Source organism: Geodermatophilus amargosae, from assembly GCF_900116515.1.
In the GTDB taxonomy this organism is placed as follows: domain Bacteria; phylum Actinomycetota; class Actinomycetes; order Mycobacteriales; family Geodermatophilaceae; genus Geodermatophilus; species Geodermatophilus amargosae.
In genome coordinates, this window is record NZ_FPBA01000017.1 from 21,008 (window position 1) to 47,087 (window position 26,080).

The window sequence follows — 26,080 nt, forward strand, 5'->3', positions numbered from 1 at the left end:
CGAGGTTCCACCCGCGCTGACCGAGGGTGGGCAGGCGGGACCGCGTCAGCCGAGCACGGTCCGCCCGAGCTCGAGGTCCAGCCGGCGGTGGGCGGCCGGGAGCAGCGACTCGTAGCACCGGCGGTAGACCGCTGCACTCTGGGCGGCCGGCCAGTCCGGGGACAGGAACCGGGCCGGCAGCCCGGGGTCGGACCGCAGGAGCCGCAGCCAGTCCGCCCCCAGGAGGGTCACCTGTGCCAGCGGGTCCTGACCCGGGGGCTCGGACCACCAGGTCCGGATGAAGCGTTCGTGGCTCTCCCGGATCCGGTCGACCGGCCAGGCCCGCCGGATGAGCTGGTCCACCCGGACCCCGGGCGACGGCGAGGCGGCGAACCACTCGGCCAGGCCGGCGACCTCGGCCAGCCCGGCATCGGCGAGGACCGCCCCGACGTCGACCGTGCCCGGTGCGATCCAGAGCCCGTCCCGCAGTCCGCCGAAGCCCGCCCAGGTGAGCGTCGCCCGCACCCTGTGCCGCAGGTCGCGCCGGCTCTCCGGCACCGAGTAGCTCAGGAGCGTCCACTGCCCGTCGGGGTGCTCGAACGGCGCGGAGGCGGTGACCCGGTCGGCGGCCTTCCGCACGAGGGCGTCCGTCTCCGGGGTGAGCCGGTAGTGCGCGGTGCGGCCGACCTGGCTCCGCTCGAGCAGTCCCTTGCGCGTCATCCGTGCCAGCGTGGCGCGGGCGGCGGCCTCTGCGACACCCAGCTCCCCGAGCAGTCGGAGGAACACCGACGTGGGGATCGGCGAGCGGTCCCGGCCGCGGACGACGCCACCGAAGAAGCTGAACAGCAGCGACTGCGGCCGATGAGCGTTCGGTTGTGCCGCCTGTGCCGCATCGCCCCCGCCGGCTTCCTCGAACTCCTCCAGCGCCTCAGCGCTCATCCCGTCCCCCTCCTCGAGACCCCGTCGCCTCGATCCGACGCGCCCTACAGACGTTAGACGGACAGTTGACGTACGTCACGAAGACTTCTACTTTCTGTGTGACCCGCAGCACGATGACCTCCCGGCGTCCGTGCCGACGCAGGGACCGCGACATCCACACGAACACCCGGCGGAAGGCCTCTCGTGCCCGATCCCCTCCTCACCGTGGACGACCTCACCGTCGCCTACGACGGCGCCGTCCAGGCGCTGCGCGGGGTCTCCCTGCGCGTCGATGCCGGGTCCGTGGTGGCCGTCCTCGGCAGCAACGGCGCCGGCAAGACGACCCTGCTGCGGGCGGTGTCCCGATCCCTCGGCACGGTCGGTGGCGCGGTCACCGGCGGCACCATCCGCTTCGGCGGTCAGGACCTCGCCCGCCGGGATGCCTCCTGGGCGGTGCGGGCCGGGCTGGTCCAGGTGCCCGAGGGCCGGCGCATCTTCCGCGACCTCACCGTCGAGGAGAACCTGCGCGCCGGCGGCTACACCGCCCGCGACGCACGCGCCCGCGCGGAGGCCACCGACCGGGTCTTCGACCTCTTCCCCATCCTCGCGGAGCGCCGGCACCAGCGCGGGGGCCTCCTCTCGGGTGGGCAGCAGCAGATGCTCGCGATGGGGCGGGGGCTCATGACCTCGCCCAAGCTGCTCCTGCTCGACGAGCCGTCGCTGGGGCTGGCTCCGCAGCTGGTCGAGCAGATCGGCGACATCATCGAGCAGATCCACGCGCAGGGGACGTCGGTGCTGCTCATCGAGCAGAACGCGTCGATGGGGCTGCGGGTGGCGGACCGGGCGTACGTGCTCGAGGTGGGGACCATCACCGCCTCGGGGACCGCCGCGGAGCTCGCGAGCACCGACGACATCCGCGACCGCTACCTCGGCGTGGGCACCTCCTCCCCCACCCGGACGACGCACGAGGACGAGCCGGTGGACGTCCCGGTGCACCTCCGGCGCTCGTCGACGGCCACCGCACAGGAACTGCGGGTCGAGGACCTCACCGTCAGGTTCGGCGGCATCACCGCGCTCTCCGAGGTCTCCTTCACCGTCGCGGCCGGGACGATCCACGCGCTCATCGGCCCCAACGGCGCGGGGAAGTCGACGTGCATCAACGTCCTCGGTGGTGCCTACCGCGCCACCAGCGGCACCGTGCACTACGGCGACGCGACGGTCAGCGCACTGCCGTCCCACCGGATCGCCGACCTCGGTGTCGCCCGCACCTTCCAGAACATCTCCCTGTCACTGGAGGCCACGGTCGAGGACAACCTCCTCGTCGGCCGGCACCGCGTGATGCGCACCGGCACGGCCGCGCAGGCCCTGCGGCTCCCGAACGCGCGCAAGGAGGAGCGCACCGAGCGTGAGGCCGTGCGCCGCATCGCCGTCCTGCTCGGCATCGACGCCGTCCTCGACCGGGCGGTGCACACGCTCTCCTACGGGGACCGCAAGCGGGTGGAGATGGGTCGCGCACTGGCGGCCGAACCGACCCTGCTGCTGCTCGACGAGCCGGTCGCGGGCATGACCCACGGGGAGTCCGTCGTCATGGCCGACGCCATCCGCGCCGTCCAGCAGGAGCTCGGGCTGTCGGTCCTGCTGGTAGAGCACGACATGCCCTTCGTCATGGGGCTGGCCGAGCGGATCACCGTCCTCGACTTCGGCAAGCGCATCGCAGAAGGCTCCCCTCAGGACGTGCAGCGGGACCCCGAGGTCCTGCGCGCCTACCTCGGAACGGCGGCGGCATGACCTACCTCCTCACCCAGCTGGCCAACGGCCTGTCCTACGGCCTGATCCTCGGCCTCATCGCGGTCGGCTTCGTCATCGTGTTCACCTCGACCGGGGTGCTGAACTTCGCCCACGGCTCGGTGCTGCTGGCCGGCGCCTACCTCGTCGCCGTCCTGCACGACCCGATCGGCTTCTGGGCCGCGGCCGTCGTCGGGATCGCGGGTGCCGCCCTGCTGGCGGTGCTCATCAACGCCGTCCTGGTGCGCAACCTGGCCGAGGCGAACCCCGGCACCGCGGCGATCCTCATGCTCGGCGTGGACATCCTGCTGCTCACCGAGCTGACCCGTCGCATCGGCAACCGGGTGCTGACCATCGGTTCACCCTGGGGTGCCGACGTCTTCTCGTTCGGGGGGATCACCCTCCCGATGAGCCGGGTGATCGCCGCCGGCCTCGCCATCGTGGTCTTCGCGCTGCTGTGGTTCCTCTTCGCCCGCACCGGCACCGGGATCGCGATGCGGGCGGCGGCCGCCGACGGCGACACCGCGTCCCTGATGGGGATCCGGCTGTCCCGGACCGGCGCCGCCGGCTGGGCACTGGCCGGTGCGCTGGCAGCGATCGCCGGCATCTTCCTCGCGTCCTTCCCCGCCCCCGGGGTGGCGCCGACGCTGGCGATCAGCGCCTTCGCCGCGATCCCGGCCTGGGTGCTGGGCGGCTTCGACTCCGTCGTCGGCGCGATCGTGGGGGGCCTGATCATCGGCGTCGTCACCGCACTGGCCGTCGGCTACGAGAGCGAGCTGCACTTCCTCGGCCGCGGCCTCGGTGAGGTCGTCCCCTACGCCGTGATGATCCTCGTCCTGCTCGTGCGGCCCTCCGGGCTCTTCGGCCGCAAGGAGGCCGTCCGTGTCTGATCTCCTCCGCCGCCTCCCCGTGGCCCTGGCGGTACTGGTCGCGCTCGGACTGCCCGTCGTCCTCGACGGTTTCTGGCTGCAGACCGGCCTGTTCGCGATGGCTGCCGTCGTCGGGGCGATCGGGCTGACGCTGCTGGTCGGCATCGCCGGGCAGCTCTCGCTCGGGCACGCGTTCTTCGCCGCCCTGGGTGCCTACGCCTACGCCTGGTCGGTCGGTGAGGTGGGTGACCGGGCCGCCGGCGCGGGGCTGCCGCCGATCCTCGGGCTCGTGCTGGCAGGCGTGGTGGCCGCGGTCGCCGGCGCCCTGTTCAGTCCCATCTCCGGCCGGCTGCGCGGCATCTACCTCGGACTGGCCACCATCGGCCTGGTCTTCCTGGCCCGCCACCTGATGGTCAACCTCGAGGCCCTGACCGGGGGGTTCAACGGCCGGGCCGTCGAGCCGTTCTCGGTCCCGGGCTTCAGCTTCAGCAACGACGACCCCGACTACCTGGCCATCGCGGGCGTGGAGTTCGGGGGCCTGCACCGGCTCTGGTACCTGTTCCTCGTCGTCGTCCTGCTGGCCGCCTGGCTGGGACGCAACGTCAAGGACAGCCGCACCGGCCGGGCGCTGGCCAACGTCCGGGACAGCGAGGCGGCGGCCGCCGCGATGGGCATCCACGTGGCCCGCGCGAAGGCGACCGCGTTCGTCATCTCCTCCGCCTACGCCGGCGTCGCCGGTGCCCTGATGGCGCTCGCCTACGGACGCATCGCCCCGGACCTGTTCGGCCTGCAGCTCTCGATCGACTTCCTCGTCATGATCGTCCTGGGTGGGCTCGGCTCCATCGCCGGCGCGGCGGCGGGCGCGGCCTTCGTCGTCATGCTGCCCCTGGTGCTCACCCAGTACAGCTCCGAGCTGCCGTTCCTCGCGGCGCCGGGCTCCGGGGGACTGGACGGGGCCACGCTCGCCCGGCTGCTCTACGGCGCAGCGATCATCGCCGTCCTGCTCTTCCTGCGCGGTGGCCTCGCCGGTGCCGCCGGCCGGCTGCGGCACCGGCGCTCCCCACCACCGCCCGACACCAGCGGGCTGCCTCCGGCCCCTCCCCCGTCCGCGGCTCCCGCCAGTGCGGCCGTTCCCGAACCGTCCCATCCCGGAGTCCCCACCAGGTCGAAGGAGACCACCTCATGAAGCACCGGACCCGCACCGCGCTGGCCCTCGCCGGCTGCGTCGCCGTCCTCGCCGCCTGCTCCACCGAGGACCCCAACGCCTCCGGTGGCGGCGGGGGCGGCGGGGGCGAGGGAGACGTGGAGACCGGCAACGGCGTCACCGACGACACCATCACCGTCGGGATGCTGACGGACCTGTCCGGCCCGTTCGCCGCCGGAGCCGCGATCCAGGTCACCCAGACGCAGGCCTACTACGACCAGGTCAACGAGGACGGCGGGATCTGCGGCCGCGACGTCGAGGTGCAGGTCCAGGACCACGGCTACGACCCGCAGCGCGCCGTCACCCTCTACCGCAGCATGGCCCCCGAGGTCGTCGCCCTCCAGCAGGTCCTCGGCGGGCCGACGTCGGCGGCCGTGCTGCCCCTGGCCGAGGCCGACGGGCTCTACCTCGGCGGCCACGGCTGGGCCGGGGTGGCGCTGCAGTACGAGAACGCCCAGATCCCGGGCACGACCTACGCCATCGAGTCCGCCAACGCGATCGACTACCTCGTCGACGAGCTCGGCCTGTCCGAGGGTGCCAAGGTCGGCGTCGTCTACTTCGTCGGCGACTACGGCAGCGACTCCCTCGCCGGCGCCCAGTACGCGGCCGGGGAGCGCGGCCTGGAGGTCGTGCCGCAGGAGATCACGCCACGCGACACCGACCTGTCGGCGCAGGCCTCCGCTCTGCAGCAGGCCGGCGTGTCCGCGGTGATCCTCGGCGCCGCGCCCGGTCAGCTCGCCTCGCTGGCCGGCGTCCTCGCCGCGCAGGGACTCGACGTCCCGATCATCGGCAACACCCCGACCTTCGGCCCGTCGCTGCTCGAGACCCCCGCCGGCCCGGCCCTGGAGCAGAACTTCTACACGGTCACCAGCATCGCGCCGTACAGCCTCGACGAGCCGGGCGTCCAGGCCGCCCGGGAGCTGTACGAGGCGGCCGCCCCCGACGGTGAGCTCGGCTGGGAGGTGCCGCTGGCCACCGCGCAGGCGGAGCTGCTCTCCGCGGCACTGGAGGGCGCCTGCGAGGCCGGCGACCTGACCCCGGAGGGTGTGGTCGCCGCCATGCGGGAGACCTCCGACCTGGACACCGAGGGCCTGTACGCGACCCCGCTGGACTACACCGAGGTCACCGAGCCGCCGACGCGCACGGTGTACGTCTCCCGCGCCTCGGCAGACGCCGAGGGCGGGCTCGAGGTCCTGGGGACCTTCGAGGGCCCGAGCGCCCAGAGCTACACCGTCGGCTGACCCGTGGCCGACACCCTGGAGCGGTCCGAGGTGCTCGTGCCCCCGACCGCCGGTCCGGCGGAGCACGTCGTGGGTGACGTGCTCCGCCGGGCCGCCCGGCTCGGTCCGGCCGATCCGCTGGTCCGCACGGTCACCCCGCACGAGGAGCACGCCTGGACGGCAGCGGAGCTCCTCGCGGACGCCGGGCGGGTCGCCGCCGGGTTGCTGGCCCGCCACGAGCCCGGGGCCCGGATCGCCACCTGCCTGGTCAACGGCCCCGAGGCCGTCCTGCTCCAGTTCGGCGTCGCGCTGGCCGGCATGGTCCTGGTCCCGGTCAACCCGCGGTCCCGGCCACCCGAGCTCGAGCACGCGCTCCGGCTCTCCGGCGCCTCGGCGATCCACGCCGCCGAGGACGCCGCAGGCAACCCGGCGGCCGACGTCGCGGCCGGACTGGCTCCGGGGCTGCCCTCGCTGACCGAGGTCCACCGGTGCGCCGGGGACTGGCGGGCGCTGCTCTCCGACCCGGTCGCCGAGCTCCCGACGGTCGACCCGGAGAGCCTGGCGCAGATCCAGTTCACCTCCGGCACCACCGGGCGCGCCAAGGGAGTGCTGATCACGCACGCCGGCATGGTCGCCACGGCGCACGCCTTCCGGGAGCGCATCGGGCTGCCCGACGGCGGTGTGTGGATCAACCCCATGCCGCTGTTCCACACGGCCGGCAACGTGCTGGGCGTCATGGGAGCGCTGTGGCAGCGGTGCGAGCACGTGGTCGTGGCGTTCGAGCCCGGCCGGGTGCTCGCCCTCGTGGCCGAGCGGCGGGCCACCCTGCTGTCGGCGGCACCGACCCTGCTCGACCTCCTCATGGCCCGGCCCGAGATCGGCGACACGGACCTGAGCAGCCTGCAGGTCGTGTTCACCGGCGGCCAGACCGTGCTGCCCGGCTTCGCCGCCCGCGTCGAGTCGACGTTCGGGGCGCCGTTGGTCACCACGTTCGGCATGACGGAGACGTGCGGCTCCGCGCTGCTCCCGGCGCCGACGGATCCCGACGAGGTACGCCGGACGACCGTCGGCCGCCCGCTCGCCGGCACCGACGTCCGCGTCGCCGCCCCGGACGGCACCCCGGCAGTGCCCGGCGAGCAGGGCGAGCTCTGGGTGCGCGGAGCCCGGCTGACCCGCGGCTACCACCAGGACCCGGTGGCGACCGCCGCCGCGATCGACCAGGAGGGCTGGCTGCACACCGGGGACCTCGCGGTCATGGACACCACCGGCGCCTGCCGGATCGTCGGGCGGCTCAAGGACGTCATCAAGACCGGCGGGGAGAACGTCTCGCCGGAGGAGGTCGAGGAGGCCGTCAGCGGCCATCCCTCGGTGGCCCGCGCGGCGGTCGTCGGAGCGCCCAGCGAGCGCTGGGGTGAGCTGGTGGTCGCCTTCGTGGTCCCGGTGCCCGGCGCCGAGATCGACACGGCCGAGCTCGAGCAGCGGTGCCGCGACCGGCTGTCCCCGTTCAAGGTGCCGCGGGCCTGGCGCGTGGTCGACGAGCTGCCGATGACCGCCTCCACGAAGATCCAGCGGGCCGAGCTGCGCCGGATGGCCGCATCCGACCCGGCCCTGTCCCCCACCCCGGCCTCGTGAGCGGCTCACTGCTGGCCGGGCTGCTGGGCGACCTCGCCGACGAGGGACGCGAGCTCGACGACCTGGTCACGGCCCTCCCGGCCGCCGGGTGGGCGACCCCCACGCCCGCGGCCGGCTGGACCATCGCCCACCAGATCGCCCACCTCGCCTGGACCGACGAGGTGGCGCTCCGCGCCGCGACCGACCCCGCGGGGTTCCGGACCGACCGGGACGCCGCCGGACCGGACCTCGCCGGGCAGGTGGACGCCGCCGCCGAGGCCGGCGCGGCCCTCCCCCCGCCCGGGCTGCTGGAGAGATGGCGGGCGGGGCGCACCGCCCTGGCGGCGGCCCTGGCCGCCCTCGCCCCGCACAGCACGCTCCCCTGGTTCGGGCCGGACATGAGCGCGGCGTCCATGGCGACGGCCCGGCTCATGGAGACGTGGGCCCACGGCGTGGACGTCCGCGACGCCGTCGGCCGGGTCACCCCGACGACGGCGCGCCTGCGGGCCGTGGCACACCTCGGCGTGCGCACCCGCGACTTCGCCTTCCGACAGCACTCCGTGCCGCCCCCGGCCACGGAGTTCCGCATCGAGCTGACCGGCCCGGACGGGCACGTCTGGACCTGGGGACCGGAGGCCGCGCCCCAGCGGGTCACCGGACCGGCGATCGACTTCTGCCTGCGGGTCACCCAGCGCCGGCACCGCGACGACCTCGCCCTCCGCGCCGAGGGCCCGGACGCCGACCGCTGGCTCGACCTGGCCCAGGCCTTCGCCGGACCACCGGGACCCGGCCGGCCGGCCCGGACCGGCGCGCGGTCCTGACCCGCGCCGACACCGCCGTTCCCGCGCCCGTCTCCCGGCGGTCGCACCCCCACGTAGAGGAGTACCGCAGTGGATCTCTCCGGCAAGGTCGCCATCGTCACCGGCAGCGGGCGGGGCCTCGGCCTGGCCTACGCCACCGAGCTCGCCCGCAGCGGGGCCGCCGTGGTCGTCAACGACGTCGACGCCGCGGTCGCCCAGGCCGCCGTCGAGACCATCACCGACGCCGGCGGCACCGCCGTCGCCGAGGTCGTGCCGGTCGGCACGGCCGAGGCCGCCCAGGCCCTCGTCGACCGCGCCGTGGCCGAGTTCGGCCGCCTGGACGTGCTGGTCAACAACGCCGGCATCCTGCGCGACACCACGCTGTGGAAGATGACCGACGAGCAGTTCGACGCCGTGATCAGCACCCACCTGCGCGGCACCTTCACCTGCACCCGCGCCGCCGCCGTGCGCATGCGCGAGCAGGGCCAGGGCGGGCGGATCATCTGCGTGGGCTCCCCCACCGGGCAGGTCGGCAACTTCGGGCAGACCAACTACGCCGCGGCCAAGGCCGGCATCGTCGGCATGGTCCGCACCTGGGCCATGGAGCTGGCCCGCGCCGAGATCACCGTCAACGCGATCGTGCCGGTGGCGGCCACCGCGATGACCGAGACGGTGCCCTTCCTCAAGCCCTACGTCGACGCACTGGCCGCCGGTGAGCCGCTGCCGCCCTTCGCCCGCCAGCAGCTCGGCTTCGGCTCCCCCGAGGACGCCGCCGGGCTGGTCGCCTTCCTCGCCTCCGACGCCGCCGCTTCGATCACCGGGCAGGCCATCGGCATCGGCGGGGACCGCCTGGCGCTGTGGTCCCACCCGGCCGAGGTCGTCGTGGAGTTCGCCGAGGGCACCGGCTGGCCGGCCGACGCCATCGCCGGCACCTGGCCGCAGAAGTTCGCCGCCGCCCAGCAGACCGTGGGCCAGCAGCTGCCGGAGCCACCCGAGTGAGTGCCCCCGTCGGCACGACGCCTGCGGACGAGCGGACGACACGACCCACCGAGGAGGACAAGTGACCACGACCCCGACCGCCCTGGACCTCGACTCCCTGGTCGCCATCGACGTGCACACGCACGTCCACGCCGACCTGCACGGCCACCTCGCGCTGGACGACGAGCTGAACGCCGCGGCGGCCAAGTACTTCAAGGGCGACCCCTACGACCCCACGGTGCACGACATCGCCGCCGACTACCGGGACAAGAAGATGGCCGCCGTCGTCTTCACCGTCGACGCCGAGGCCGCGACGGGACAGGTCACGCTGTCCAACGAGGAGATCGCCGAGGCCGCCGCCCAGCACCCCGACGTGCTCATCCCGTTCGGCTCCATCGACCCGGCGCGCGGTGTCGCCGGGATCCGCGCGGCGCGCCGGCTGGTCGAGTCCCACGGCGTCCGGGGCTTCAAGTTCCACCCGAGCTTCCAGGGCTTCGAGCCCAACGACCGGCGGCACTACCCGCTGTACGCCGAGCTGGAGTCGCTCGGCGTCCCGGCGCTGTTCCACACCGGGCAGACCGGCATCGGCTCGGGCCTGCCGGGCGGGCGCGGCATCAAGCTGCGCTACTCCGACCCCATGCTGCTCGACGACGTCGCCGCCGACTTCCCGCAGCTGACGATCATCATGGCCCACCCTTCGGTGCCCTGGCAGGACGCCGCGATCGCCGTCGCCCAGCACAAGGCCAACGTCTACATCGACCTGTCCGGCTGGTCGCCGAAGTACTTCCCGCCGCAGCTCGTGCGCGCCGCCAACACGATGCTCAAGACCAAGGTGCTCTTCGGCTCGGACTACCCGCTGCTCCGGCCCGAGCGCTGGATCAGGGACTTCGAGCAGCTCGAGATCCGCGACGAGGTCAAGCCGCTGATCATGAAGGAGAACGCGATCCGCGCGCTGGGGCTGCGGTGAGGAACGCCGGGCTGGGCTCCTGGCCGGAGCGCCGGCTGCGCATCTCCCCCGAGCGCGACGCGATCTGGTTCGAGGGCACGACCACCTCGCACCGCACCTTCGCCCAGCGGGTGCGGCGCACCGCCGGCGCACTGGCCGGACTCGGCGTGGTCGCCGGGGACCGCGTCGCCTGGGTCAGCGGCAACCACCCCTCGGCGCTGGAGACGCTGTACGCCTGCGGGCAGCTCGGCGCCATCTGGGTGCCGGTCAACGCGAGGCTCACCGCACCGGAGGCCGAGTACGTCCTCGACCACTCCGGCGCGAGCGTCGTCGTGCACGGCCGCGACCACGGGACCGTCGCGGACGCGCTGCGCGACCGGCTGCCCGGTGTCCGCACGTGGGTGGCGGCCGAGGCCCCCACCGCCGGCGGGGCCGACTCGCTGCCCTACGAGGACCTGCTCGCCGCCGCCGACCCCGAGCTGCGCGACGAGCCGGTCGGCCTCGACGACCCGTGCCTGGTCATGTACACCTCCGGGACCACGGGGAGGCCGAAGGGCGCCGTGCTCACCCACGGCAACATGACCTGGGCGTGCATGAGCCAGGTGCTCGGGTTCGACTTCGCGCCGCAGGAGCGCACCCTGGCGATGGCGCCGCTGTTCCACATCGGCGGGCTCAACGGCACCGTCAACCCCACGCTGCTGCGCGGCGGGTGCGCCGTCGTCGTGCGGCGCTTCGACGCGGCGGAGATCCTCGAGGTCGTCGAGCAGCAGCGGGTGAACTCGTTCTTCGCCGTCCCGACGATGCTCGACGCGCTCAGCCGGGACCCCGGCTTCCGGACCCGCGACCTGTCCTCGCTGCGGACGATCGGCGCGGCCGGCGCCCCCCTGCCGCTGTCCACGCTGCGCACCTGGCTGGACCGCGGCGTGACCGTGCAGCAGGCATACGGCATGACCGAGTCCGCACCGGCCGGCACGGCGCTGGACAGCGCCGACGCCGAGCGCAAGATCGGCTCGGCCGGCAAGCCGCAGTTCTTCACCGACGTCCGCGTCGTCCGGCCGGACGGCACGGAGGTCGAGCCCGGCGAGATCGGCGAGGTCGTGCTGCAGGGGCCGAACATCATGGCCGGATACTGGCGGGAGCCCGAGCGCACCGCCGAGGTGGTCGTCGACGGCTGGTACCACTCCGGCGACGCCGCCACCGTGGACGAGGAGGGGTACCTCTACATCCGCGACCGCTACAAGGACATGATCATCTCGGGTGGGGAGAACGTGTACCCCGCCGAGGTCGAGTCCGCGCTCCGCGAGCTGCCGATGGTGCAGGAGGCCGCGGTCATCGGCGTCCCCGACCCCCGGTGGGGCGAGGTCGGCCTGGCCGTCGTCGTCCTCGCGCCCGGCGTCCCCGAGGACGCCGAGGCGCTGCTCACCGCCCTGCGTGCCCGGCTGGCCGGGTTCAAGATGCCGCGCCACGTCGACTTCGTGCAGGAACTGCCCAAGACCGCCACCGGCAAGATCCGCAAGCCCGACCTGCGGGCCCGCTACGCACCGACCGAGGAGAACGCATGAGCACCACCACGACCACCCTGGCCGAGCTGCCCGCGCTGAGGGGCACCGAGCTGGGCACCAGCGACTGGATCGAGGTCACCCAGGACCGGGTGAACACCTTCGCCGACGCCACCGGCGACCACCAGTGGATCCACGTCGACGTCGAGCGCGCGAAGGCCGAGAGCCCCTTCGGCGGCCCGATCGGGCACGGCTACCTGACCCTGTCGCTGCTCATCCCGATGTGGACCCAGGTCCTCACCGTCACCGACACGACCATGGCCGTGAACTACGGCCTCAACAAGGTCCGCTTCCCCTCCCCCGTGCCCGTCGGCTCCCGGGTCCGGCTCACCGCCACCCTCGCCGACGTCGAGGAGGTCAAGGGCGGCCTGCAGGTCACCGTCTCTGCGGTGATCGAGCGCGAGGGCGGCGACAAGCCCGTCTGCACCGCCGAGCCGGTCTTCCGCTTCTACGGCGGCTGACGGCGGTCCACCCCGGGCTCGCCGTCGGCAGCCTCACCCGGCGAAGAAGGCCGTCAGCGCGGCCGCCACGTCGGAGTGGTCGCGCACCGGACGGCAGTGCCCGCGGCCGGCGCGGGCCAGCTCGCGGCCCAGTTCCAGGTCGTGTTCCCCGGAGACGTCGAGCAGCACGTCGAGCCGGTGCAGCCGGGCCGCCATCGACCGGGGATCGGGACCGGCGTTGTGCACCGCGTCGGAGAGCAGGACGACCCGGGCGTCGCGCGCCGGGACCCCGGCCAGCTGGCGGCCGGCCACCTCGAGGGCGAAGGACACGTTGGTCAGCCCCTGGGCGGGGACCCGCAGCAGCAGGTCCAGGACGGCGAGCGGCGACACCTGCTCACCGAGGCGCACGAGCACCGCGGCGTCCGACCAGAAGGCCACCACGGCCAGGTGGTCGCGGCCGAGCTCGCCGACCAGTGCCCCGACGGTGGCCGCCGCCGTCCGTGCCCGCTCCCCCCTCATCGACCCGGAGACGTCGACGACGAGGACGACCGACCGACGGCGCCGCACCCGCTCGCGGACGACGACGTCCTCGTCCTCCGGCAGCGGCTTGCCGGCGATCTCGCCCGCTCCCCGGGCGGCGCGGTGGTCGCGCGGTGGTCGGGGGACGGAGAGCCGGCGGGCGATCTCCCGCGCCCGCTGCCGGGTCCCCTGGTCGACCGGGCCGGTCTCCGTGAGGTCGGCGAGGTCGATCAGCTCCGCCGGCTCGTCCGTCGTCCCCGCGGGAGACCCACCCGGCCGGCCGGGGGCGCTGCGGGCCCGCCGCCCGTCGCCGGACGACAGGGCCAGCCCGCCGCCGGCCGCCGGCCGGTAGAGCGCCGGCGGCTCGGTCAGCTGCTTGGGCCGACGCCGCAGCGGGCGCGTGCCGCGGTGCCGTGGGGAGGCCGACCGCCCGCGCCGCTCCAGCGGGGAGTCTGCCTCGACCGTCCTTCAACCGGGGTCGGCCGCCGCGGGCCGGAGCAGGAAGTGGTCCTCCCAGATCTGCTCGAGCACCGTCTCCGGGGTGGCCTCCATCGTCTCGTCGAGGAAGATCCGGCCGGAGAGCGCCAGCAGCAGCGCGTCCAGGACGACGGCGGTGTAGTCCTCCGGCAGACCGCGCGGGGGCTGGACCGACGGCTCGTCGGGCAGCGCCACGCCCCGGATGGCGGCGAGCTGGGCGGCGACCAGCGCGAGGTCGATCGCCCCGCGCACGCTGCTGCCCTGGCGGATGTCGTCGCGCTCCCGCGTCGCGCGCGTGATCGCGACCGCGTCGGCGACCAGCCGGTGCGAGGCCACGCCGGTGCGCCGGCCGACGATGTCGCGCTCGGCCGCGTCGTCCTGGTAGTCGATCGCCAGCCGGCAGAGCCGGTCGTACACCGACGTCGACAGCCTCGTGGTCCCGATGTTGTCGTAGGGGTTCATGGAGGCGACCACCCGGAACGTCGGCCGCGCCTCCACGGCACCCACCCGGGGGACCGTGATCCGCCGTTCCGCCATGGCGGTGAGCAGCGTGTTGATCGTGTCCTCGGGGGCTCGGTTGAACTCCTCGACGTAGAGGAAGCCCCCCGTCCGCATCGCCTCCACGAGCGGGCCGGGGACGAAGTTCTACGCGGTGTAGTCCTCGCGCAGCACGCGGGCCGGGTTGTGGTGGCCCACCAGCCGGGTGGGGGTCAGGTCGGCGTTGCCCTCCACGAAGACCAGCGGGATGCCCCACTCACCGGTGATGGCGTGCAGCAGCGTGGACTTCGACGTCCCCGGCGGTCCCTCCAGCAGCACGTCGCGGCCCGCGGCGACGGCCGCCAGCAGCAGGTCCAGCTCGCGGTCGCGGCCGACGAGGTGGGCCGCGATCCGGCCGCGGAGGTCCCGGACGGTGTGCACGTGGACCCCGGTCACCCGGCTCCCGGCGATCACGGCGTCGCCGGCCGGGTCCTGCTCGACCGCCGCCCCGCTCGCCCGGGAGCGGGGAGCGGGGCGGTGGCCGTCCTCCGGCCCGGTCACCGGATGGTGTACCCGGCGTCGACCGGGAGCGTGACGCCGGTGATGTAGCGCGCCTCGTCGGAGACGAGGAACAGGATCGCGTTGGAGACGTCGACCGGGTCGATGTACGCGACCGGCAGCGGGTGCAGGGTCTCGAACAGCTCGGTGAACTTCTCCCGGGAGGGCTCGGGGTCGTCCGGGGAGAACAGCCCCCAGGTCTTCGGGTTCTGGATCATCACCGTGTCCACACCGGTGGGGTGCACGGTGTTGACCCGGATGGCCTGCTCGCCGAACTCGTTGGCCAGCGTGCGCATGACACCGATGACGCCGTGCTTGGCGGCCGTGTAGTGGATCGTGTTCGCGGTCCCCTTGAGCCCGGCGGTCGAGCTCGTGATGACGATCGACCCCCCGCGGCCGCCCTCGACGAGGTGCGGCAGCGCGGCCTTGCAGGTGTTCCACACGCCGGTGAGGTTGATGTCGATCATCTCGTGCCAGGCGTCGTCGGAGAGCTCCAGGGCGGGCGAGAGCTCGAAGACACCGGCGTTGGCCAGCACGATGTCGAGCCGGCCCAGCTGGGCGACCCCGTCGTCCACCGCCGCCCTCAGCGCCGCCGGGTCGCGGACGTCGGCCTGCGTGGCGACGATCCGGCGGTCCAGCGCCTCCACCTGCCGCACGGTCTCGTCGAGGTCCTCCGCGGTCGCCGGCGGGTACATCCGGACGGATTCGACCGGCCCGCAGAGGTCGACCGCGATGACGTCGGCGCCCTCCTCCGCCAGCCGCAGCGCGTGGCTGCGGCCCTGGCTGCGCGCCGCCCCGGTGATGAACGCGACCTTGCCCGCTACACGTCCGGCCATGTGTCCTGCTCTCCTCGGTGACCCGGTGCGGTCACTTGGTGGTCCAGCCCGCGTCGACCGTGTGCCTCGTCCCGGTCACGAAGCGGCCGGAGTCCGCGGCCAGGTACAGGACGGCCTCGCTGACGTCCTCCGGCTGGACCCAGGGCGTCTCGAGCAGGTTGAGCGACTGGAAGACGTCCCTGACGTCGTCCCGCGTCGGGTGCTCGAGGTCGGGCCGGAAGAGCCGGTACACGTTCTCGTTCTGGATCAGTGGCGTGTCGACGTTCGTGGGGTGCACGGAGTTGACCCGGATCCGGTCCGCCGCCAGCTCCTGGGCCAGGCTGCGCATGAGCCCGACGACGCCGTGCTTGGCGGCGACGTAGGAGGCGACGTGCGGCATCCCGCGCAGGCCCAGCGCCGAGCTGATCAGGATGATCGAGCCGCCCTCCCCGTGGGCGCGGATGTGCGGGATGGCCGCCCTGGCCGTGAGGAAGACGCCGGTGAGGTTGACGTCGATCATGTCCCGCCACTCCTGCAGCGGGGTCTCGGCGACCTCGTGCGGCGGCACCCCGATGCCCGCGTTGGCGACGGCCACGTCGAGCCGGCCGAGCTGGGCGACGGCGTCGGTCAGACCCGCGGAGAGGGCCTCCTCGTCGGTCACGTCCGCCTCGAACGAGACCATGCGCCGATCGAGCGCCTCGACCGTCGCCACCGTCTCGGCCAGGTCGTCGGGCGTGGTCACCGGACCGGTGGCGCTGGGGACCGGCCCGCACACGTCCGTGCCGATGACGTCGGCGCCCTCCTGGGCGAGCCGGACGGCGTGGCTGCGGCCCATGCCCCGTCCGGCACCGGTGATGAACACGACCTTGCCGTCGAGCCTGCCCATGGGTGCCCTCTCCCGGGATGGTGACGCGGGTCACGAACCATGCGAATGGTATGTCGGGACACGGACCCGGCGCGATCGGAGGCACGGCCGGGCGCGGTCGTGCCGACGGCTCAGGGACGGGCCTCCGTGATCACGGTGCCGCCGCGGACCGTCCAGGTGTCGGCGCCGTGGACGAGCTCCCGCAGGTCCGCCGGGCCGCCGGCGGCGGCCTGCTGCACCTGCGCGCGGCTGAGGTCGTCGTAGGTCGGGCGCTGCACCTGGCGGATCACCCCGAACACCGCGTGCCCGAGGTCCTGCCCCGACAGCCGGGCCAGGGCGTGCGCGAGGCCGACGTCGGTGGCGTCGTGGACGACGACGTCCTCCGGCGCCACCTCCGCGGTCGGCGCGACGTCGAGGCCGAAGCCGCGGCGGACCACCGCCCACCGCCCGTCGGTGCCGAAGGTGATCGGCTCGCCGTGCCGGACGGGGATGACGCGGGCCTCGGCGTCGTCGGGACGGCGGAGCACGTCGAAGGAGCCGTCGTTGAAGATCGGGCAGTCCTGGTAGATCTCGACGAGCGCCGCGCCGCGGTGCCGCGCGGCGGCCTCCAGCACCGCCGACAGGCCCTTGCGGTCGGAGTCCATCGCCCGGCCGACGAAGGTGGCGTCGGCGCCGAGGGCCAGGGCGACCGGGTCGAAGGGGTGGTCGACCGAGCCCACCGGCGTGGACTTGGTGACCTTCCCGACCTCGCTGGTGGGCGAGTACTGGCCCTTGGTCAGCCCGTAGATCCGGTTGTTGAACAGCAGGATCGTCATGTTGACGTTGCGGCGCAGCGCGTGGATCAGGTGGTTGCCCCCGATCGACAGCGCGTCGCCGTCACCGGTGACCACGAAGACGCTGAGGTCCGGCCGCGACACCGCCAGCCCCGTGGCGATCGCCGGTGCCCGGCCGTGGATGGAGTGCATGCCGTAGGTGTCGAGGTAGTAGGGGAACCGCGAGGAGCACCCGATGCCGGAGACGAACACGGTGTTCTCGCGGCGGATCGACAGGGTGGGCAGGAAGGCGCGGACGGCGGCGAGCACGGCGTAGTCGCCGCAGCCGGGGCACCAGCGCACCTCCTGGTCGCTGGTGTAGTCCTTGGCCTTCTGGGGGGAGTCCGCGGCGGGGACGAGGTCCAGTCCGCCGAGCTGCGTCGCGTCGAGGGACGGCATCCCGAGGTCGGTGGTCACGCGGGCACCTGCTCCTTCGACACGTACGGGGTGAGGCGCTCGGCGAGCTCGGCGGCGCCGAAGGGCAGCCCGGCCACCTTGGTCTCCGACTCCACCGGCACGGCGAAGCGGCCCTGCAGCAGGAAGGCGAGCTGCCCGAGGTTCATCTCCGGGACGACGACGGTGCGGTAGGACCGCAGCACCGCCTCGGTGTTGGCCGGCAGCGGCACGAGGTGGCGCAGGTGGGCGCGCGCCACCCGGTGCCCGGCGGTGCGCAGCCGGCGGACCGCGGCGCCGATCGGCCCCGCCGTCGAGCCCCAGCCCAGCACGAGCACCGGCGCGTCATTGTCCGGGTCGTCGACCTCGAGGTCGGGCACGGCGACACCGTCGACCTTGGCCTGGCGCAGCCGCACCATCCGCTCGTGGTTGGCCGGGTCGTAGGAGATGTCGCCGGTGCCGTCGGCCTTCTCCAGCCCGCCGATCCGGTGCGCCAGGCCCGGCGTGCCGGGCACCGCCCACGGCCGGGCGAGCGTCTCGGGGTCGCGGGCATAGGGCAGGAACCGGCCGTCGTCGGTGTTCGGCTCGGTCGCGAACTCCACCCGCAGGTCGGGCAGGTCGTCCTCCTCGGGCACCCGCCAGGGCTCGGAGCCGTTGGCGATCGCGCCGTCGGAGAGCAGCAGCACCGGGGTGCGGTAGGTCAGCGCGATCCGGGCGGCGTCGACGGCGGCGTCGAACGCGTCGGCCGGTGACGACGGCGCGACCACCGGCACCGGCGCCTCGCCGTTGCGGCCGAACACCGCCTGCAGCAGGTCGGCCTGCTCGGTCTTGGTCGGCAGGCCGGTCGAGGGGCCGCCGCGCTGGACGTCGACGACGAGCAGCGGCAGCTCGGTCATCACCGCCAGACCGACGGCCTCCATCTTCAGCGCCAGCCCCGGTCCGGACGTCGTCGTCACGCCGAGGGCACCGCCGTAGGCCGCACCCAGGGCGGCGCCGATGCCGGCGATCTCGTCCTCGGCCTGGAAGGTGGTGACGCCGAAGCGCTTGAGCCGGGACAGCTCGTGCAGGACGTCCGACGCCGGGGTGATCGGGTAGCTGCCGAGGAACAGCGGCAGCCCCGCGCGGCGCGCGGCGGCGACCAGCCCGTAGGCCAGCGCGGTGTTGCCGCTGACCTGCCGGTAGGTGCCGTCGGGCAGCACCGCGGGCGCCACCTCGTAGGTGACGGCGAACGCCTCGGTGGTCTCGCCGTAGGCGTGGCCGGTGCGGAAGGCCACCACGTTGGCCTCGGCGATCTCCGGCCGGCGCGCGAACTTCTCCCGCAGCCAGCGCTGCGTGCCCTCCGTCGGGCGCGAGTACATCCACGACAGCAGGCCGAGGGCGAACATGTTCTTGCTCCGCTCGGCGTCCTTCTTGCCCAGCCCGAGCGGCTCGAGGGCCGCCACCGTCAACGACGTCATCGCCACCCGGTGCACCGTGTAGGGGTCCAGCGAGCCGTCGTCGAGCGGGCTGGTGGCGTACCCGACCTTGGCGAGGTTGCGCGGGGTGAACTCGTCGGTGTCGAGGATGAGCACCCCTCCGGCCGGCAGGTCCCCGAGGTTCGACCGCAGCGCCGCCGGGTTCATGGCCACCAGCACGTCGGGCCGGTCGCCGGGCGTGAGGATGTCGTGGTCGGCGAAGTGCAGCTGGAAGCTCGAGACGCCGGCCAGCGTGCCGTGCGGCGCGCGGATCTCCGCCGGGTAGTTCGGCAGCGTCGCGAGGTCGTTGCCGAAGGCAGCGGCCTCGGCGGTGAACCGGTCACCGGTGAGCTGCATGCCGTCGCCGGAGTCGCCGGCGAACCGGATGACGACGCGGTCGCGCCGCTGCGGTGCGGTCGCTGGGGGGACGGGACTGGCCACGAGGCCTCCGCTCGTCGGGTTCCGCTCGGGTACAAAACAGGATAAGCATTAGCACTGATGAGGGGAACCCGTGCGGCGCCGTCACGGGCCGCCGTGCTGACGGTGAGCACCCTGGCCATGGGGCTGGGCGCCGCCCCCATGCCGATCGTGGGCTACCTCGGCGCGGCGATCCGCGCCGACCTCGGCCTGACCGGCGCCCAGCTCGGCCTCGTCGTCGGCGTCTTCTACGGGGTCACCGGCGTGACCTCCCTGCTCGGGTCGCGGGTCGTCGACCGGCTCGGCGCCCGCTGGTGGGTGGCCGGCGACCAGGCGCTCACCGCCGCCGGGCTCGCCGCGGTCGCCGCGGTCGGGTCCTTCCCCGCGCTGCTGGTCAGCAGCGTGGTCACCGGGTGCGGCTACGCCTTCGTCAACGCCGGCACCAGCGTCGCGGTGACCGCGGTGTCCCGCCCCGACCAGGCGGCCACCGCGGTGGCGGTGAAGACCGCCGGGATCCCTGCACTGCTCACCGTCACGGCGCTGGCCGGACCGCCCGCGGCCGAGGCGGTCGGCTGGCGCGGCGTCGTGCTGGCGATGGCCGGCCTGGCCGCGGTGAACGCCGTGCTGGCCCTGCTCTGGGTCCCCAGCCGCCGGCCCGCCCGCGGCCCGGCCGGCGACCGCGGGTCGGCCCTGCCGCGCGGCTTCGTGTGGGTGGTGCTGGCCGCGACCTGCTTCGTCGTCGGCACCAACCCGCTGAGCGCGTTCCTCGTGGTGAGCCTGGTCGACGGCGGGGTCTCCCCGCTGACCGCCGGCCTGGTCTCGGCGACCGGCACCGGCGCGGGCACGGTGGCCATGGTGGTCGTGGCGCACCGCAGCGAGCGGCGCGGACCGCTGCCCCGGGCCGGGACGGCGGCACGGGTGTGCCTGGTCGGCCTCGGCGGCACGCTCCTGCTGTGGGCCGGGACCCACCTGGGACTGGCGGTGGTGGCGGTCGGCGCCGTGGCCGGCCTGCTGTGCGCGATGGTCGGCGCCGGGTTCGCACACGCCGTCACCGTCGACCGCGCTCCGCACGCCGTGGGCCGCGCGACGGCGGTGATGTCGTGCGGCTACTACCTGGGCGCGCTCGTCTCGCCGCTGGGTTTCGGGGCCCTCGCCGACCTGACCGGCGGCTACGACCTGCCGTGGGCGGTGACCGCCGCGGCGATGGCGCTGTCGGTGGCCTCCTACACCGTCGTCCAGCGCCGCGTCCCGCCGGCGGTCGCGGCGCCACGGCCGGCCGCCGAGCCCGCCGGAGCCCCACCGGCCCAGCGGTAGCGCGGCCCCTCAGGCGGCGGCGAGCGCCTCGTCCCAGCCGGCGCCGGCGAGGAGCAGCTTGCGGAAGGGCAGCAGCGCCTTGACCGCGCCGAAGCCGACCACCGAGCGCAGCTGCCCGTCCCCGCCGGTGAGCGCGACGAAGCTGCCGTCGAGGTCGCCCACGACGACCCGCAGCTCGTCGCCCGGCCGGACCCGACCGAACACCTGCAGCCGCGCGCCGAGCTGGTCGCTCCAGACGTAGGGGACGGCGTCGTGCACGGTCGGCGTCCCGGTGAGGTTCGCCGCGACCACGCCGGCGGTCTCCACGGCGTTGGTCCAGTGCTCGACGCGCACGTCCTCGCCGGCCCGCGGGTGCCGCCAGCGCGCGACGTCGCCCACGGCCCACACGCCCTCGGCGCCGGCGGCGGCCAGCCGCTCGTCGCAGACCACCCCGTCGCGCAGGTCCAGCCCCGCGCCGGCCAGCCAGCCGGTCTCGGGCACCGTGCCCAGTCCCAGCACGACGACGTCGGCAGGCAGCGACGTGCCGTCGGTCAGCAGCACCGAGGTGACGCGCTCGCCGCCCTCCAGCGCGGCGACACCGGCCCCCGTGTGCAGCGCGACGCCGGCCGCGGCGTGCCGGCGGGTGAACGCCGCGCCCAGCTCGGGGCCGAGCCCGCGGGCCATGAGGGACGGCAGCGGCTCGACGAGCGCCACCGCGCGGCCGGACTGCCGCAGCGTCCAGGCCACCTCGGCGCCGATGAACCCGCCGCCGACGACGACCACCCGGCCGCCCTCGGGGCAGGCGGCGCGGATGGCGGCGGCGTCGGTGGCGGTGCGCAGGGTCCACACGCCCTCGCGCGGCTCGAGACCCGGGACGGTGCGCGGGGTGGACCCGGTGGCGACGACGAGGGCGTCGAAGCCGACCTGCTCGCCCCCGTGCAGCCCGACCCGGCGCCGGTCCAGGTCGAGGTCGACCGCGCGGCCGGTCACCAGCCCCACGCCGAGGGCGCCGAGCCGTGCCCGGTCGGTCAGCGGCTTCGCCTCGACGGCGGCGTCGGCGAGGAACGCCTTCGACAGCGGCGGGCGGTCGGCGGCGATGCCGTCACCCGCGATGCCGCCGTGCGGGCCGGGCTCGGCGCCGACGAGCACGACGTCGGCGTCGCTGCCGCGGCGGCGCAGGCCCTCCACGGTCCGGACCCCGGCCAGCGAGGCGCCGACCACGACGATGCGCATGGCGGGCGGGCCGCTCAGGCGACCGTGATCGCCCGCTCGGGGCAGCTGTCGGCCCCCAGCTGGGCGTCGGCCTCCAGCGCGGCCGGGACCGGGTCGCTGGTGACGATCGCGTGACCGTCGGTCTCGTCGAGCTCGAACACGTCCGGGGCACTCATGTGGCAGACGCCGTGCCCCTGGCAGGCTCCCAGGTCGACCGTGACGCGCATCTCGATTCCCCTCCCGGGACGGGCGGCGCCGGGACCGACGCGACCTTGTTGACAGAGCAAAACCAGAATAAGCATTATCACACTGTCACGTTGATCAGAGACGAGGACCACATGAGCAGCAGCACCGGCCGGTGTCCTGTCGTCCACTTCGACCACCACTCGCAGGAGCACGCCGAGGACACCGTCGGCGCCTACCGCGCACTGCGCCAGACCCATCCTGTCGCGTGGAGCGAGCTCTACGGCGGCTTCTGGGTCCTCAGCGACTACGAGTCGGTCTTCGAGGCCGCACGCGACGACGACGTCTTCTCCTCCCAGCGCCTCGACCAGTACGGCGGGCCGGGCCTGTCGGTGGTCATCCCGAAGACGCCGATGCACAAGCACATCCCGATCGAGCTCGACCCGCCGGAGTTCCGCTCCTACCGCAAGGTCGTCAACCCGATCGCCTCGCCGGCCGCCGTCGCCAAGGTCGAGGACATGATTGTGAAGTGGACGACCTGGTTCGTCGACGAGCTCGTCGAGTCCGGCGAGGCCGACCTCGCGCAGGTCATCGGCGTCCCGGCGATCTGCACCATCGACTGGCTGGGCCTGCCGGTGGAGGACTGGCAGGTCTACGCACGGTCGCACCAGGCCACCCTCGCCGAGCCCACCGACAGCCCGGTCTACCGCCGGGCCGTCGATGTGGACCTGCCCTACTGCTCCGAGCAGATGCGCCGGACGATCGCCGCGCGCGCCGCCGAGCCGCAGGACGACGTCATCAGCTACCTCGTGCAGCAGGAGGTCGACGACCGGCCGATCACCGAGGAGGAGGTCTTCTCCATCGTCGAGCTGCTCGTCAGCGGCGGCGTCGGGACGACGGCCTCGCTGGTGAGCCAGGCCCTCGTCTGGCTCTACGAGCACCCCGACGTACGCCAGGAGCTCATCGACGACCCCTCGCTGCTCGACCGGGCGATCGAGGAGTTCCTCCGCTACTTCTCCCCCACGCAGGCGCTGGCGCGCACCGTGCTGCGGGAGACGGAGTTCCACGGCTGCCCGATGCACGTGGGCGACCGTGCGCTGCTGGCCTGGTCGTCGGCCAACCGCGACCCGCAGCAGTTCGCCGACCCCGACGAGGTCGACATCCACCGCTGGCCCAACCGGCACCTGGCCTTCGGCGTCGGGGTGCACCGCTGCGCCGGCTCGCACTTCGGCAAGCGCATGGCCAAGGAGATGCTCGCGCAGGTCCTCGAGCGGATGCCCGACTACGTCGTCGACCTCTCCGGCCTCAAGCGCTACCCCCGCCAGGGCGTCAACAAGGGCTGGCAGCGCATCCCGGCGACCTTCACGCCGGGCGCGCGCCGGCTGCCGCCGGGCGCGGTGCCCGCCGGCGTCTCCGCCGCCAGCGCCCGCACCTGACCGGGCGGGCGGTTCCCGCCTCCCTGCCACCGCGACGGCGCGATGGCACCGAGCACGTCCCGAGCAGAGGAGCTACGTCCATGGCAGGCCGCATGCAGGGCAAGGTCGCCTTCATCACCGGAGCCGCCCGGGGACAGGGGCGCGCGCACGCGCTCCGGCTGGCCGAGGAGGGTGCCGACATCGTCGCGGTCGACATCTGCGCCGACATCGACACGGTGACCCCGTACTACCCGCTGGCCACCGAGGAGGAGCTGGCCGAGACCGTCCGGCAGGTGGAGGCGCTCGACCGCCGGATCGTGGCGCGGAAGGCCGACGTCCGCGACCTCGACGGGATGCAGGCGGCCTTCGACGAGGGCCTGGCCGAGTTCGGGCACGTCGACACCGTGGTCGCCAACGCCGGCATCGCCACCTACGGCAAGGCGTGGGAGCTGACCGCCGAGCAGTGGAAGGACATGATCGACGTCAACCTCACCGGCGTCTTCCACACCGCCAAGGTCGCCATCCCGTCGATGATCGAGGCCGGCCGCGGCGGCAGCATCCTGTTCACCAGCTCGATCGGCGGGCTCAAGGGCATCCAGCACGTGGCCCACTACGTCGCCTGCAAGCACGGGATCGTCGGGCTCATGCGGACGCTGGCCAACGAGCTGGGCCCGCACTCGATCCGGGTGAACACCATCCACCCGACCAACGTCGACACGATCATGATCCAGAACCCCGGCACCTGGGCGATGTTCTCCCCCGGCGACCCCGAGCCCAGCCAGGAGAAGGCGATGCCGGGCTTCATGTCGCTCAACGCGCTGCCGGTGCCGTGGATCGAGGCGGTCGACATCAGCAACGCCGTGCTCTTCCTCGCCAGCGACGAGGCCCGCTACGTCACCGGGGTGACCTTCCCCGTCGACGCCGGCGCCTTCGTCAAGTAGCGGACGGAACCACCTCCGGTCCTTGTGGTCGGCGTCACACCCTGCGCACCATGTGCACAGATGTGTGACGCCGACCACCAGGAGCCCGCCGTGACCTCGACCGTGACCCCGCCGGCGCCGGACATCCTCAGCCCGGAGTACCTCGCAGACCCGTATCCCCTCCACCGGGTCCTGCGCGACTCCCACCCGGTGACGTTCCACGAGGCCACGCAGAGCTGGCTGATCAGCCGCTACGCCGATGTCGCGGCCGCCTTCCGCACGCAGGCGTTCTCCAGCCGCAACTACGAGTGGCAGCTCGAACCGATCCACGGCCGGACGATCCTGCAGATGGAGGGCAAGGAGCACGCCACCCACCGGGCGCTGCTCAACCCGTTCTTCCGGGGCAAGGGGCTCGAGGCCTTCCTCCCGGTCATCACCCGCGACGCGGCCGAGCTGGTCGACGGCGTGGTGGCCCGGGCCGCCGCGCAGCTCGTCGACGGGTTCGCCGGACGGGGTCGGGCCGACCTGGTCGCGGAGTTCACGACCTGGTTCCCGATCAACGTCATGGTCGACATGCTCGGGCTCCCGAAGAGCGACCACGAGCGGTTCCACGGCTGGTACCACGCGATCATGGCGCACCTGAACAACCTGGCCGGCGACCCCGCGGTCACCGCCCGCGCCGACCAGACCCGCGAGGAGCTGCGCGAGTACGTGCTGCCGATCATCCGCGAGCGCCGCGAGGGCGACGGCGACGACCTGCTGTCCCGGCTGTGCCGCGCCGAGGTCGACGGCGAGCGGATGAGCGACGAGGAGATCAAGGCCTTCGTCAGCCTGCTCCTGGTGGCCGGCGGCGAGACCACCGACAAGGCGATCGCCAGCATGGTCCGCAACCTGCTCGACTCCCCCGACCAGCTGGCCGCGGTGCGCGCCGACCGCTCGCTGGCCGACGCCGTGATCGCCGAGACGCTGCGCTTCTCCGGCCCGGTGCACATGATCATGCGGCAGACCGAGGAGGCCGTGGAGCTCTCCGGGACGACCATCCCGGCCGGCGCCACCTGCATCCTCATGCTCGCGAGACCGAGGAGGCCGTGGAGCTCTCCGGGACGACCATCCCGGCCGGCGCCACCTGCATCCTCATGCTCGCGGCGGCCAACCGGGACGAGCGCCACTTCCAGCGCCCCGACGAGTTCGACGTCCACCGGCCCGACCTCGACGTCGGCAAGGCGTTCTCCGGCGCCGCCAACCACGTGCAGTTCGTCCTCGGGCGGCACTTCTGCGTCGGCTCGCTGCTGGCCCGCGCCGAGATGACCGTCGCCCTCGACCTGGTCCTCGACCGGCTCCCGGGCCTGCGCTACCAGGAGGGGTTCACGCCCCGCGAGGCCGGCCTCTACACCCGCAGCGTCGAGAGCCTGCTCGTCGAGTTCGACCCCGCGCCCGCCTGACGACCTCTGGTCAAACAGGGTAACCATGCATAGGGTAAGCGGCGTCACAGCCCAGCCGCCGACGACGGCGTCGGCCCACCGTGTCCAGGAGTGCAGTCATGTCCGCTCGCGGCGCCATCGAGAACGTCCTCAACCGGTACTCCATCGCCTATGACGACAACGACATGGCGGAGATGGCCGACACCTTCGCCGAGGACGCGGTCATGTCCATGCGCATCGCCGGCGGCGACCTCATCGGCCCGTTCGAGGGCAAGGCGGCCGTGATGAAGCTGATGACCGACAGCCTGGCCAGCCAGACCGACCAGCGCCGGCACGTCACCACCAACGTCGCCATCCGCAAGGAGACCGAGGACGCCGCGACCGTCACCTCGTACCTGACGCTGATCTCGGTCGCGGACGGCAAGGCCACGCTGCTCTCGACGGCCAAGTACGAGGACGAGCTGGTGCGGGAGGCCGACGGCGCCTGGCGCTTCACCAAGCGGCACATCGAGCTCGACCTCCCCTACTGACGCCCGCGCC

General features: G+C 73.7%; 24 protein-coding genes and 2 pseudogenes. 16 read left to right on the plus strand and 10 right to left on the minus strand.

What is annotated here, in order from left to right:
* Nucleotides 1-45: 45 nt before the first annotated feature.
* The gene (locus BM414_RS19350) at nt 46-918 is read right to left on the minus strand and encodes a PaaX family transcriptional regulator (protein ID WP_093582044.1); all 873 of its coding nucleotides are present in this window, start codon (nt 916-918) and stop codon (nt 46-48) included.
* Nucleotides 919-1,101: 183 nt separating this feature from the next.
* Here BM414_RS19350 and BM414_RS31855 point away from each other — a divergent pair, with 183 nt between their 5' ends.
* From BM414_RS31855 to BM414_RS19400, 10 genes are all read left to right on the plus strand, one after another.
* The gene (locus BM414_RS31855) at nt 1,102-2,685 is read left to right on the plus strand and encodes an ATP-binding cassette domain-containing protein (RefSeq protein WP_093582046.1); all 1,584 of its coding nucleotides are present in this window, start codon (nt 1,102-1,104) and stop codon (nt 2,683-2,685) included.
* Nucleotides 2,682-3,572, plus strand: coding sequence for a branched-chain amino acid ABC transporter permease (locus BM414_RS19360; RefSeq protein ID WP_093582048.1), 891 nt, complete (start codon nt 2,682-2,684; stop codon nt 3,570-3,572). The genes BM414_RS31855 and BM414_RS19360 overlap by 4 nt, the downstream gene beginning before the upstream one ends.
* A complete protein-coding gene (locus BM414_RS19365) occupies nt 3,565-4,737 on the plus strand; it encodes a branched-chain amino acid ABC transporter permease (protein ID WP_175551693.1) in 1,173 nt (390 codons plus the stop codon). The genes BM414_RS19360 and BM414_RS19365 overlap by 8 nt, the downstream gene beginning before the upstream one ends.
* Entirely contained in the window at nt 4,734-5,996 is a 1,263-nt protein-coding gene (locus BM414_RS19370; RefSeq protein WP_093582050.1) for an ABC transporter substrate-binding protein, read from the plus strand. Before BM414_RS19365 ends, BM414_RS19370 begins: the two co-directional genes overlap by 4 nt.
* Before the next feature lie 3 nt (nt 5,997-5,999).
* Nucleotides 6,000-7,607, plus strand: a complete 1,608-nt coding sequence (locus tag BM414_RS19375) for a class I adenylate-forming enzyme family protein (RefSeq protein WP_093582052.1) — start codon at nt 6,000-6,002, stop codon at nt 7,605-7,607.
* On the plus strand, nt 7,604-8,407 hold the full coding sequence (locus BM414_RS19380) for a TIGR03084 family metal-binding protein (RefSeq protein WP_245784837.1): 804 nt from the start codon (nt 7,604-7,606) through the stop codon (nt 8,405-8,407). Before BM414_RS19375 ends, BM414_RS19380 begins: the two co-directional genes overlap by 4 nt.
* A gap of 69 nt (nt 8,408-8,476) precedes the next feature.
* A complete protein-coding gene (locus tag BM414_RS19385) occupies nt 8,477-9,385 on the plus strand; it encodes an SDR family NAD(P)-dependent oxidoreductase (RefSeq protein WP_093582054.1) in 909 nt (302 codons plus the stop codon).
* Between the two features lie 82 nt (nt 9,386-9,467).
* Nucleotides 9,468-10,331, plus strand: coding sequence for an amidohydrolase family protein (locus BM414_RS19390; RefSeq protein ID WP_093582214.1), 864 nt, complete (start codon nt 9,468-9,470; stop codon nt 10,329-10,331).
* Nucleotides 10,328-11,872: an acyl-CoA synthetase gene (locus BM414_RS19395; protein WP_093582056.1), complete on the plus strand. Its 1,545-nt coding sequence runs from the start codon at nt 10,328-10,330 to the stop codon at nt 11,870-11,872. Before BM414_RS19390 ends, BM414_RS19395 begins: the two co-directional genes overlap by 4 nt.
* Nucleotides 11,869-12,330, plus strand: a complete 462-nt coding sequence (locus BM414_RS19400) for a MaoC family dehydratase (RefSeq protein WP_093582058.1) — start codon at nt 11,869-11,871, stop codon at nt 12,328-12,330. The genes BM414_RS19395 and BM414_RS19400 overlap by 4 nt, the downstream gene beginning before the upstream one ends.
* 33 nt (nt 12,331-12,363) lie before the next feature.
* Here BM414_RS19400 and BM414_RS30965 read toward each other — a convergent pair whose 3' ends face one another.
* The 7 genes and pseudogenes from BM414_RS30965 to BM414_RS19430 all read right to left on the minus strand — a co-directional run bounded on the left by BM414_RS30965 (nt 12,364) and on the right by BM414_RS19430 (nt 19,120).
* Complete coding sequence (locus tag BM414_RS30965; protein ID WP_217644829.1) at nt 12,364-13,272, minus strand: VWA domain-containing protein; 909 nt, start codon at nt 13,270-13,272, stop codon at nt 12,364-12,366.
* Nucleotides 13,273-13,296: 24 nt separating this feature from the next.
* Nucleotides 13,297-13,935: pseudogene (locus tag BM414_RS19410) on the minus strand (AAA family ATPase); the annotation flags it as partial.
* 15 nt (nt 13,936-13,950) lie between these two features.
* On the minus strand, nt 13,951-14,343 hold the full coding sequence (locus tag BM414_RS30310; RefSeq protein WP_217644817.1) for an AAA family ATPase: 393 nt from the start codon (nt 14,341-14,343) through the stop codon (nt 13,951-13,953).
* The gene (locus tag BM414_RS19415) at nt 14,340-15,176 is read right to left on the minus strand and encodes a mycofactocin-coupled SDR family oxidoreductase (RefSeq protein WP_093582062.1); all 837 of its coding nucleotides are present in this window, start codon (nt 15,174-15,176) and stop codon (nt 14,340-14,342) included. Before BM414_RS19415 ends, BM414_RS30310 begins: the two co-directional genes overlap by 4 nt.
* Before the next feature lie 31 nt (nt 15,177-15,207).
* Nucleotides 15,208-16,041: a mycofactocin-coupled SDR family oxidoreductase gene (locus tag BM414_RS19420; RefSeq protein WP_093582064.1), complete on the minus strand. Its 834-nt coding sequence runs from the start codon at nt 16,039-16,041 to the stop codon at nt 15,208-15,210.
* A gap of 110 nt (nt 16,042-16,151) precedes the next feature.
* On the minus strand, nt 16,152-17,249 hold the full coding sequence (locus BM414_RS19425) for a 2-oxoacid:ferredoxin oxidoreductase subunit beta (protein WP_245784838.1): 1,098 nt from the start codon (nt 17,247-17,249) through the stop codon (nt 16,152-16,154).
* Nucleotides 17,246-19,120: a 2-oxoacid:acceptor oxidoreductase subunit alpha gene (locus BM414_RS19430; protein ID WP_245784839.1), complete on the minus strand. Its 1,875-nt coding sequence runs from the start codon at nt 19,118-19,120 to the stop codon at nt 17,246-17,248. The genes BM414_RS19425 and BM414_RS19430 overlap by 4 nt, the downstream gene beginning before the upstream one ends.
* Before the next feature lie 102 nt (nt 19,121-19,222).
* On the opposite strand from BM414_RS19430, the gene BM414_RS19435 reads away from it, so the two are divergent.
* Entirely contained in the window at nt 19,223-20,410 is a 1,188-nt protein-coding gene (locus tag BM414_RS19435) for an MFS transporter (protein ID WP_175551694.1), read from the plus strand.
* 9 nt (nt 20,411-20,419) lie between these two features.
* Here BM414_RS19435 and BM414_RS19440 read toward each other — a convergent pair whose 3' ends face one another.
* Both BM414_RS19440 and BM414_RS31650 read right to left on the minus strand, forming a co-directional pair.
* A complete protein-coding gene (locus tag BM414_RS19440) occupies nt 20,420-21,622 on the minus strand; it encodes an NAD(P)/FAD-dependent oxidoreductase (protein WP_093582068.1) in 1,203 nt (400 codons plus the stop codon).
* Nucleotides 21,623-21,636: 14 nt separating this feature from the next.
* The gene (locus BM414_RS31650) at nt 21,637-22,044 is read right to left on the minus strand and encodes a ferredoxin (RefSeq protein ID WP_342716262.1); all 408 of its coding nucleotides are present in this window, start codon (nt 22,042-22,044) and stop codon (nt 21,637-21,639) included.
* Here BM414_RS31650 and BM414_RS19450 point away from each other — a divergent pair.
* The 5 genes and pseudogenes from BM414_RS19450 (at nt 21,940) to BM414_RS19465 (ending at nt 26,070) form a co-directional block, all read left to right on the plus strand.
* Complete coding sequence (locus BM414_RS19450; protein ID WP_093582072.1) at nt 21,940-23,220, plus strand: cytochrome P450; 1,281 nt, start codon at nt 21,940-21,942, stop codon at nt 23,218-23,220. The genes BM414_RS31650 and BM414_RS19450 overlap by 105 nt on opposite strands.
* 80 nt (nt 23,221-23,300) lie before the next feature.
* Nucleotides 23,301-24,140, plus strand: coding sequence for a mycofactocin-coupled SDR family oxidoreductase (locus BM414_RS19455; protein WP_093582074.1), 840 nt, complete (start codon nt 23,301-23,303; stop codon nt 24,138-24,140).
* 60 nt (nt 24,141-24,200) lie between these two features.
* Nucleotides 24,201-25,103: pseudogene (locus BM414_RS19460) on the plus strand (cytochrome P450); the annotation flags it as partial.
* 104 nt (nt 25,104-25,207) lie between these two features.
* On the plus strand, nt 25,208-25,561 hold the full coding sequence (locus BM414_RS31455) for a cytochrome P450 (RefSeq protein ID WP_281246764.1): 354 nt from the start codon (nt 25,208-25,210) through the stop codon (nt 25,559-25,561).
* Nucleotides 25,562-25,659: 98 nt separating this feature from the next.
* Nucleotides 25,660-26,070, plus strand: a complete 411-nt coding sequence (locus BM414_RS19465) for a nuclear transport factor 2 family protein (RefSeq protein WP_093582076.1) — start codon at nt 25,660-25,662, stop codon at nt 26,068-26,070.
* Nucleotides 26,071-26,080 lie beyond the last annotated feature (10 nt).

What these genes read in the sequence shown, in the direction of transcription:
- BM414_RS19360 (WP_093582048.1), top strand. Translation starts at nt 2,682, where the DNA reads ATGACCTACCTCCTCACCCAGCTGGCCAACGGCCTGTCCTACGGCCTG.
- BM414_RS19440 (WP_093582068.1), bottom strand. Translation starts at nt 21,622, where the DNA reads ATGCGCATCGTCGTGGTCGGCGCCTCGCTGGCCGGGGTCCGGACCGTG.
- BM414_RS19400 (WP_093582058.1), top strand. Translation starts at nt 11,869, where the DNA reads ATGAGCACCACCACGACCACCCTGGCCGAGCTGCCCGCGCTGAGGGGC.
- BM414_RS19415 (WP_093582062.1), bottom strand. Translation starts at nt 15,176, where the DNA reads ATGGCCGGACGTGTAGCGGGCAAGGTCGCGTTCATCACCGGGGCGGCG.
- BM414_RS31650 (WP_342716262.1), bottom strand. Translation starts at nt 22,044, where the DNA reads ATGGGTCTGGCGCAGTGCGCGGTAGGCGCCGACGGTGTCCTCGGCGTG.
- BM414_RS19450 (WP_093582072.1), top strand. Translation starts at nt 21,940, where the DNA reads ATGAGCAGCAGCACCGGCCGGTGTCCTGTCGTCCACTTCGACCACCAC.
- BM414_RS19455 (WP_093582074.1), top strand. Translation starts at nt 23,301, where the DNA reads ATGGCAGGCCGCATGCAGGGCAAGGTCGCCTTCATCACCGGAGCCGCC.
- BM414_RS19465 (WP_093582076.1), top strand. Translation starts at nt 25,660, where the DNA reads ATGTCCGCTCGCGGCGCCATCGAGAACGTCCTCAACCGGTACTCCATC.
- BM414_RS19420 (WP_093582064.1), bottom strand. Translation starts at nt 16,041, where the DNA reads ATGGGCAGGCTCGACGGCAAGGTCGTGTTCATCACCGGTGCCGGACGG.
- BM414_RS19350 (WP_093582044.1), bottom strand. Translation starts at nt 918, where the DNA reads ATGAGCGCTGAGGCGCTGGAGGAGTTCGAGGAAGCCGGCGGGGGCGAT.
- BM414_RS19370 (WP_093582050.1), top strand. Translation starts at nt 4,734, where the DNA reads ATGAAGCACCGGACCCGCACCGCGCTGGCCCTCGCCGGCTGCGTCGCC.